The organism is Mycobacterium sp. (assembly GCF_032161845.1).
In the GTDB taxonomy this organism is placed as follows: Bacteria; Actinomycetota; Actinomycetes; order Mycobacteriales; family Mycobacteriaceae; genus Mycobacterium.
This window is the reverse complement of the sequence record NZ_JAVRQA010000232.1, coordinates 1-6,693: the sequence shown is the minus strand read 5'-3', so window position 1 is coordinate 6,693 and position 6,693 is coordinate 1. Positions and strand designations below refer to the sequence as shown.

Sequence of the window (6,693 nt, the reverse complement as noted above, 5' to 3'; positions counted from 1 at the left end):
GACGCGGACGTGAAGCGACTGCACACCGCGCTCGGAAACGCGCTGCCCCCGCAGACCCGGACCTCGATCGTGCACGGCGACTACCGCATCGACAACACCATGCTCGACGCCGTCGATGCGACCAAGGTGCGCGCCGTGCTCGACTGGGAGATGTCGACGCTCGGCGATCCCCTCAGCGACGCCGCACTGATGTGCGTGTACCGCCACCCGATGTTCGACATGGTGCATGCGAACGCGGCGTGGTCATCACCGCAGATTCCGTCGGCCGACGAACTCGCACAACGATATTCGGTGGCGTCCGGGTTGCCGTTGGAGCACTGGGAGTTCTACATGGCGTTGGCGTACTTCAAGCTGGCCATCATCGCCGCGGGCATCCAGTTCCGCGACCGCATGGGTGGCGGTTCGGAGTACGGCGACAAGGTGGGCGAGGCCGTCGCACCGTTGATCGCCGCAGGCCTCGCGGAACTCGCCGCTACCTGAGCGCTGCCTTGTAGTTCTTCTTCGCCGCGCGGCGCAACTGCACGATGCGGACGATGCCGGCCAGCGTCGTGATGAGGCCGCCGAGCACGGCCGCCGCAAGGAGCGCGACGCCCAACGGAAGGCTCCACGACCAGCCCAGGAAGTGGAAGGTGCCCGAATCGGTGTTCTGCGCGATGAAGATCAGCAGCACGAGAAGGACCAGGAAGCCGACGATGAGTGCCGACCACAGGGCCGCGGCCCTGGTGAAGTGCACTGCGTTCTCTGGCGGCGGGGTCTTGATCGACGCGGCGTCGACCGCGGGAACCTCGCCGGGAATCGGATCCAGGGGGCCGGGCGCGCCCTGATCGACGGGCGGGAACTGTGGGTCGGTGCTCATGGGCTCATCCTTGCCCCTTTTGCATCGGAATGAAACCAGCGGTACCGGGTGGTCACGCACGCGTCACCGTGCGCTCATCCCGAGCTAAACCCGAGCGATCCGCCGGCAAGCTGGTTAGGGTCGCACGAGGCAGGTGACGCCGAAAGGACGTTCTGGTGAATCCCGTACGACGATCCACGCGCAGAAGCACTCTGGCCGTGGTGGCCACGGTCCTGGCTCTGGTGACGGCCGCTTGCGGCAGCTCGAACCCGCTGGGCGGTGGTGAGGTATCAGGTGATCTGAAGTCGATCGCGGTCGGGTCGGCGGACTTCACCGAGTCCAAGATCATCGCCGAGATCTACGCGCAAGCGTTGGAGGCCAACGGATTCGACATCCGAAGGCAGTTCGGCATCGGCAGTCGCGAGACCTACGTGCCTGCGGTCAAGGATCACTCGATCGATCTGATACCGGAGTACACCGGAAACCTCTTGCAGTACTTCGACAAGAACACCAAGGCCACCGATCCCGAGTCGGTCGAGCTCGCGCTGTACCGCGCGCTACCTGGCGACCTTTCGATACTGACGCCCTCTCCCGCCAATGATCAGGACACCGTCGCGGTCACCGAGGCGACGGCGAAGAAGTGGAACCTCAAGACCATCGCCGACCTGGCCGCGCACTCGCCCGAGGTCAAGTTCGGTGGGCCGTCGGAGTTCCAGAGTAGGGCTGAGGGGCTGCCGGGCCTCAAGGCCAACTACGGCCTCGACATTGCGCCTGCCAACTTCGTCTCGATCAGCGACGGCGGTGGGCCGGCGACGGTGCGGGCGCTCGTCGACGGGACGGTGACGGCAGCGGACATCTTCAGTACGTCGCAGGCGATCCCGCAGAACAAGCTGGTCGTACTCGAGGATCCGAAGAACAACTTCCTGGCGGCCAACGTCGTTCCGCTGGTGGCCTCGCAGAAGATGTCCGACCAACTCAAGACCGTCCTCGACGCCGTCTCGGCCAAACTGACGACGGCGGCGCTGATCGAGATGAACACCGCCACGTCGGGCAACAGCGGCATCGATCCCGATGAGGCGGCGCGCAAGTGGATACAGGACAACGGGTTCGACAAGCCGGTAACCGGTTAGAGGTAAGAACTAGATGATCAGTTTCGACGGTGTCACGAAGAAGTACCCGGACGGCACCGTCGCCGTCGATGACCTAACGCTCGAAGTACCCGAAGGCACACTCGCGGTATTCGTCGGCCCGTCCGGGTGCGGCAAGACGACCTCGATGCGAATGATCAACCGGATGATCGACCCCACCTCGGGCGTACTCACCGTCGACGGCAAGGACATCGCGAAGGTCGACGCGGTGAAGCTGCGACTGGGCATCGGCTACGTCATTCAGAGCGCCGGGCTGATGCCGCATCTGCGCGTCGTGGACAACGTCGCGACCGTGCCCGTGCTCAAGGGCGAATCCCGTCGCGCCGCCCGCAAGGCGGCCCTCGGCGTCCTCGAGCGCGTCGGGCTCGACCCGAAGTTGGCCAACCGCTACCCGGCGCAGCTGTCGGGCGGGCAGCAGCAGCGCGTGGGAGTGGCTCGCGCACTCGCGGCCGATCCGCCGATCCTGCTGATGGACGAGCCGTTCAGCGCGGTCGACCCGGTGGTTCGGGAGGAGCTCCAGGTCGAGATCCTGCGGCTGCAAAGCGAACTGCGCAAGACCATCGTTTTCGTCACCCACGACATCGACGAGGCGCTGAAGCTCGGCGAAAAGGTCGCGGTGTTCGGCCGTGGGGGAGTGCTCGAGCAGTACGACGCGCCGCGGCGGCTGTTGTCCAACCCGGCCAACGACTTCGTGGCCGGCTTCATCGGCGCCGATCGCGGTTACCGCGGCCTGCAGTTCACCAAGGCCACGGGCCTTCCGCTGCACGACATCAGGACGGTCGAGGAGGCCGGTGTCGATTCCCTTGACCTCGGCCCCGGGGAGTGGGCTCTGGTCACGAAGCCCGACGGTTCGCCGTTTGCGTGGATCGACGCGAACGGGGTGGGGCTGCACAGGCAGGGAAAGTCGTTGTACGACAGCACCATTGCCGGTGGGTCGCTCTTCCTTCCTGACGGCACGATGCGTCTGGCGCTCGATGCCGCTCTGTCATCGCCGGCCGGGCTTGGCGTCGCCGTCGACGACCGCAAACAGGTCATCGGCGGCCTCAAGGCCGATGACGTCATCGCGGCGATCAAGACCAAGAGGGGGACCACCTAAGTGCGCTACCTCTTCACCCACCTCGGCGACGCCTGGGAGCTGACGCTCATCCACCTGTGGCTGTCGCTGGTCCCGTTGGTGCTCGGCCTCCTGATCGCCGTGCCGCTGGGCGCCCTGGTTCAACGCACCACGGCGTTGCGGCGGATCACCACCGTCGTGGCCAGCATCATCTTCACGATCCCTTCGCTGGCCCTCTTCGTCGTCCTACCGCTTGTCATCCCGACCCGCATCCTCGATCAAGCCAACGTCATCGTCGCCCTGACGCTGTACACCGTGGCCCTTCTGGTGCGTGCCGTGCCAGAGGCGCTCGACGCCGTCCCGCCCGCCGTCCTCGATGCCGCGACCGCGGTCGGCTACCGGCCGGTGACGAGGATCGTGAAAGTGGAACTGCCGCTGGCGATTCCGGTGCTCGTCGCGAGCCTGCGCGTCGTCGCCGTCACCAACATCTCGATGGTGTCCGTCGGCTCGGTGATCGGCATCGGCGGCCTCGGTACCTGGTTCACCGAGGGCTACCAGGCCGACAAGAGCGACCAGATCATCGCAGGCATCATCGCGATCTTCGTGCTCGCGATCGTCGTGGACACCCTCATCATGGTCGGCGGAAAGCTCGCGACGCCGTGGGTGCGAGCCAGCGGACGAGCCAAGGCCGGTGCCCGATGAACTTCCTCTCACAAGCGCTGTCCTACATCTTCACCGCAGCCAATTGGGGCGGCCCGGCAGGCCTGACGGTGCGCATCCTCGAACACCTGCAGTACACCGCGGTGGCGCTCGTCTTCTCGGCGCTCATCGCGATCCCCATCGGCATGATCATCGGGCACACCGGTCGCGGCACCTTCCTGGTCGTCGGCGGGGTGAACGCGCTGCGGGCACTTCCGACGCTCGGTGTGCTGCTGCTCGGCGTGCTGCTGTGGGGTCTTGGTCTCATCCCCCCGACGGTCGCGCTGATGCTGCTCGGCATCCCGCCGATGCTCGCCGGCACCTACTCGGGAATCGCCAACGTCGACGGAGCGGTGGTGGATGCGGCGCGCTCGATGGGGATGACCGAGTCAAGGGTGCTGCTCCGTGTCGAGGTACCCAACGCGCTGCCGCTGATTCTCAGCGGCGTCCGCACGGCGACGCTGCAAATCGTCGCCACGGCCACCGTCGCTGCGTACGCCAGCCTTGGCGGTCTTGGCCGCTACCTCATCGATGGCATCAAGGTGCGCGAGTTCTATCTCGCCCTGGTTGGCGCGCTGGTGGTGACCGCCCTGGCGTTGATCCTGGACTCCGCCCTCGCGTTCGCGGTGTGGCTCTCGGAGCCCGGCGCGGACAGGTTCAAGAAGATGCCGCAGCCGTTCCTCGGCGACGAGGTCGCGCTCGAATCCACGTCCACATCACGATCTGACGGGCATTCTCGAGGCGGCTAGGAAGCGCGGGGGCCGTCGCCTACGGTAGAGGGGTGAGTGAAGCAGTCCGCTCTGAGACGCAGGAGAACTGGCCCGCCGTCCTGACGTGGCGTGCGCACGACGTTTCCCGGATGGAGTCGGTGCGCGTGCAGCTGTCGGGCAACCGCATCAAGGCCTATGGCCGGATCGTGGCGGCCGCGACGGAGTCGCATCCGGCGTTCAGCGCCTCCTACGATCTCGTCACCGATGACGCCGGTGCCACCAAACGCCTGTCCCTGACGGTCACCCTTGCCGAACGGGAACGCCAGCTCAACATCGCGCGTGACGAAGAGAACATGTGGCTGGTTCAGGACAAGCAGAACCAGGCCACGCGTGCACCCCACGACGGCGCCCTCGACGTCGACGTGATCTACAGTCCGTTCTTCAACGCGCTGCCGATCCGCCGCACCGGGCTGTACGAGCAAGTCGAATCCATCTCGCTGCCGGTGGTCTACGTGCGTCTTCCGGAACTGACGGTGGAGACGGTCACCATCGACTACTCGAGGGATGCGGTCGGCGCAGGCATCAAGCTCCACTCGCCCGTCGCCGACACCACCATCACCGTCGACGACGAGGGCTTCATCCTCGACTACCCAGGACTCGCAGAGCGGATCTGACCACCTCTCCCGCCCGGCCCGCGGTGGCGAGTTCCTCGCGCCAGCCGTCCTCGCCGACGGCGATCGCAAGGATCTGAGGCCGGTCGAAGCCGTCGTAACGCATCCGGGCCGCGTGACCCGACTCGACGAGCTCGGCAACCGAGCCCGTCGCCGCCAGCCCGTCGCGGGCACGAGTCAGAAGGTCGATGGCCCGGTCCAGGGCGGAGCCCAGCGGTCCGGCGTTCGCCTCACACATCGCGCGCACCAGATCGGGAGCCGTGGCGGCCACGCGGGTACCGTCCCGGAACGAGCCCGCGGCCAGGGAGAACGCGAGTGGCACGTCGGCCGCCGTGGCGGCGAGGGTCTCGGCGAGCAGGTGTGGCAGGTGTGAGATGGCCGCGGCCGCCGCGTCGTGCTCGTCGGAACGCGCGGGGACGATGACGCTCCCGCAGTCCAGTGCGAGGTGCATGACCTCGGCCCAGACCGCGGGGTCGACGTGGTCGTCGACGCTGATCACCCAGGGCGCACCGACGAAGAGCTTCGCGTCGCCCGCCGCCCAGCCCGAGTGGGCGGTGCCCGTCATCGGGTGTCCTCCGACGAAGCGGTCGAGCAGGCTGTGGTCCCGAACTGCTTGCAGGACAGCTACTTTCACGCTCGTTACATCAGTGACTGGACAGTTGGGTGCCAACGCGCGAACGTGGTCGAGCATGGCAGGCAACGCGGGCATCGGAACGGCGAGGACGATAAGCGCGTTGGCCGCCGCGGCTCGCCGCAGCACTTCGGTGACGCTAGTGGTGGCATCGAACCCGTCGCTGCGGGCAGCTTGCACGCCGGCGACGGAGCGGTTGTAGCCGAAGGCGTCGCGCCCGGCGGCCTTGGCGGCTCGCAGCACCGACCCGCCGATCAGCCCAAGGCCCAGTACGCACACCGCTGTCGACACCATGCAAGGTTGACATATCGTCGCCCGACGTGAGCGTCAGGCTTGATCGTGATCGCTGGTCAAAGCGCGTGATCTGGGACTACCGTGACTTTCATGGGAGCACAGCGAGCGCAGGCGCAGAACCAAGCCGCAGATCTCCCGGACGGATTCGGGGTGGCGGTCGTTCGCGAGGACGGCAAGTGGCGCTGTTCGCCGTTGCGCAGCAGCGCGTTGACGAGTTTGACCGCCGCGGAGACCGAACTCAGGGAACTGCGGAGCGCTGGAGCGGTCTTCGGACTGCTCGACGTCGATGACGAGTTCTTCGTCATCGTCCGACCCGCCCCTGCGGGTGCTCGCCTATTTCTGTCGGATGCGACCGCGGCAGTCGACTACGACATCGCCAGGCAGGTGCTCGAGAAGCTCGATGCCGACCTCGACCCCGACGACCTCGAGGACGAGGATCCGTTCGAGGAGGGCGATCTCGGCGTGCTCTCCGACATCGGCCTCTCCGAGGGCGTGCTCAGCATCATCCTTTCCGACGACGACTACGCCGACGAACAGCTCTCCCGGATCGCCCAGGAGATGGGCTTCGGCGACGAATTGTCGGCCTTCCTGGACAAGCTTGACCGGTAAGTCCGACGCCGACCTGATTCGCCTCGCGCTGGAGGCGGCCTC

General features: G+C 66.5%; 9 protein-coding genes. 7 read left to right on the top strand and 2 right to left on the bottom strand.

The window, feature by feature from the left end; translation table 11 throughout:
- Positions 1-480 (top strand): phosphotransferase (locus QOD90_RS13600; RefSeq protein ID WP_526350492.1); only part of this gene is annotated, 480 nt, incomplete at its 5' end.
- Here the strand turns inward: QOD90_RS13600 and QOD90_RS13595 are convergent.
- On the bottom strand, positions 473-856 hold the full coding sequence (locus QOD90_RS13595; RefSeq protein ID WP_526350490.1) for a LapA family protein: 384 nt from the start codon (positions 854-856) through the stop codon (positions 473-475). The genes QOD90_RS13600 and QOD90_RS13595 overlap by 8 nt on opposite strands.
- A 155-nt stretch (positions 857-1,011) precedes the next feature.
- On the opposite strand from QOD90_RS13595, the gene QOD90_RS13590 reads away from it, so the two are divergent.
- The 5 genes from QOD90_RS13590 to QOD90_RS13570 are packed head-to-tail and all read left to right on the top strand — an operon-like array spanning position 1,012 to position 5,120.
- Positions 1,012-1,965 (top strand): ABC transporter substrate-binding protein, encoded by a 954-nt coding sequence (locus tag QOD90_RS13590; RefSeq protein WP_526350488.1) that lies wholly within the window; start codon positions 1,012-1,014, stop codon positions 1,963-1,965.
- Positions 1,966-1,978: 13 nt separating this feature from the next.
- Positions 1,979-3,079, top strand: coding sequence for an ABC transporter ATP-binding protein (locus tag QOD90_RS13585; RefSeq protein WP_526350486.1), 1,101 nt, complete (start codon positions 1,979-1,981; stop codon positions 3,077-3,079).
- Positions 3,080-3,739, top strand: coding sequence for an ABC transporter permease (locus QOD90_RS13580; RefSeq protein ID WP_526350484.1), 660 nt, complete (start codon positions 3,080-3,082; stop codon positions 3,737-3,739).
- Complete coding sequence (locus QOD90_RS13575; protein ID WP_526350482.1) at positions 3,736-4,485, top strand: ABC transporter permease; 750 nt, start codon at positions 3,736-3,738, stop codon at positions 4,483-4,485. The genes QOD90_RS13580 and QOD90_RS13575 overlap by 4 nt, the downstream gene beginning before the upstream one ends.
- A gap of 32 nt (positions 4,486-4,517) precedes the next feature.
- Positions 4,518-5,120, top strand: a complete 603-nt coding sequence (locus QOD90_RS13570) for a putative glycolipid-binding domain-containing protein (RefSeq protein WP_526350480.1) — start codon at positions 4,518-4,520, stop codon at positions 5,118-5,120.
- On the opposite strand, the gene QOD90_RS13565 is transcribed toward QOD90_RS13570, so the two are convergent.
- Complete coding sequence (locus QOD90_RS13565; RefSeq protein WP_526350494.1) at positions 5,083-6,027, bottom strand: prephenate dehydrogenase; 945 nt, start codon at positions 6,025-6,027, stop codon at positions 5,083-5,085. The genes QOD90_RS13570 and QOD90_RS13565 overlap by 38 nt on opposite strands.
- 105 nt (positions 6,028-6,132) lie before the next feature.
- On the opposite strand from QOD90_RS13565, the gene QOD90_RS13560 reads away from it, so the two are divergent.
- Complete coding sequence (locus QOD90_RS13560; protein ID WP_526350478.1) at positions 6,133-6,651, top strand: tRNA adenosine deaminase-associated protein; 519 nt, start codon at positions 6,133-6,135, stop codon at positions 6,649-6,651.
- The last annotated feature ends 42 nt before the right edge of the window (positions 6,652-6,693 follow it).

Coding starts and splice junctions, on each gene's coding strand:
- QOD90_RS13595 (WP_526350490.1), bottom strand. CDS start 856: ATGAGCACCGACCCACAGTTCCCGCCCGTCGATCAGGGCGCGCCCGGC.
- QOD90_RS13585 (WP_526350486.1), top strand. CDS start 1,979: ATGATCAGTTTCGACGGTGTCACGAAGAAGTACCCGGACGGCACCGTC.
- QOD90_RS13575 (WP_526350482.1), top strand. CDS start 3,736: ATGAACTTCCTCTCACAAGCGCTGTCCTACATCTTCACCGCAGCCAAT.
- QOD90_RS13560 (WP_526350478.1), top strand. CDS start 6,133: ATGGGAGCACAGCGAGCGCAGGCGCAGAACCAAGCCGCAGATCTCCCG.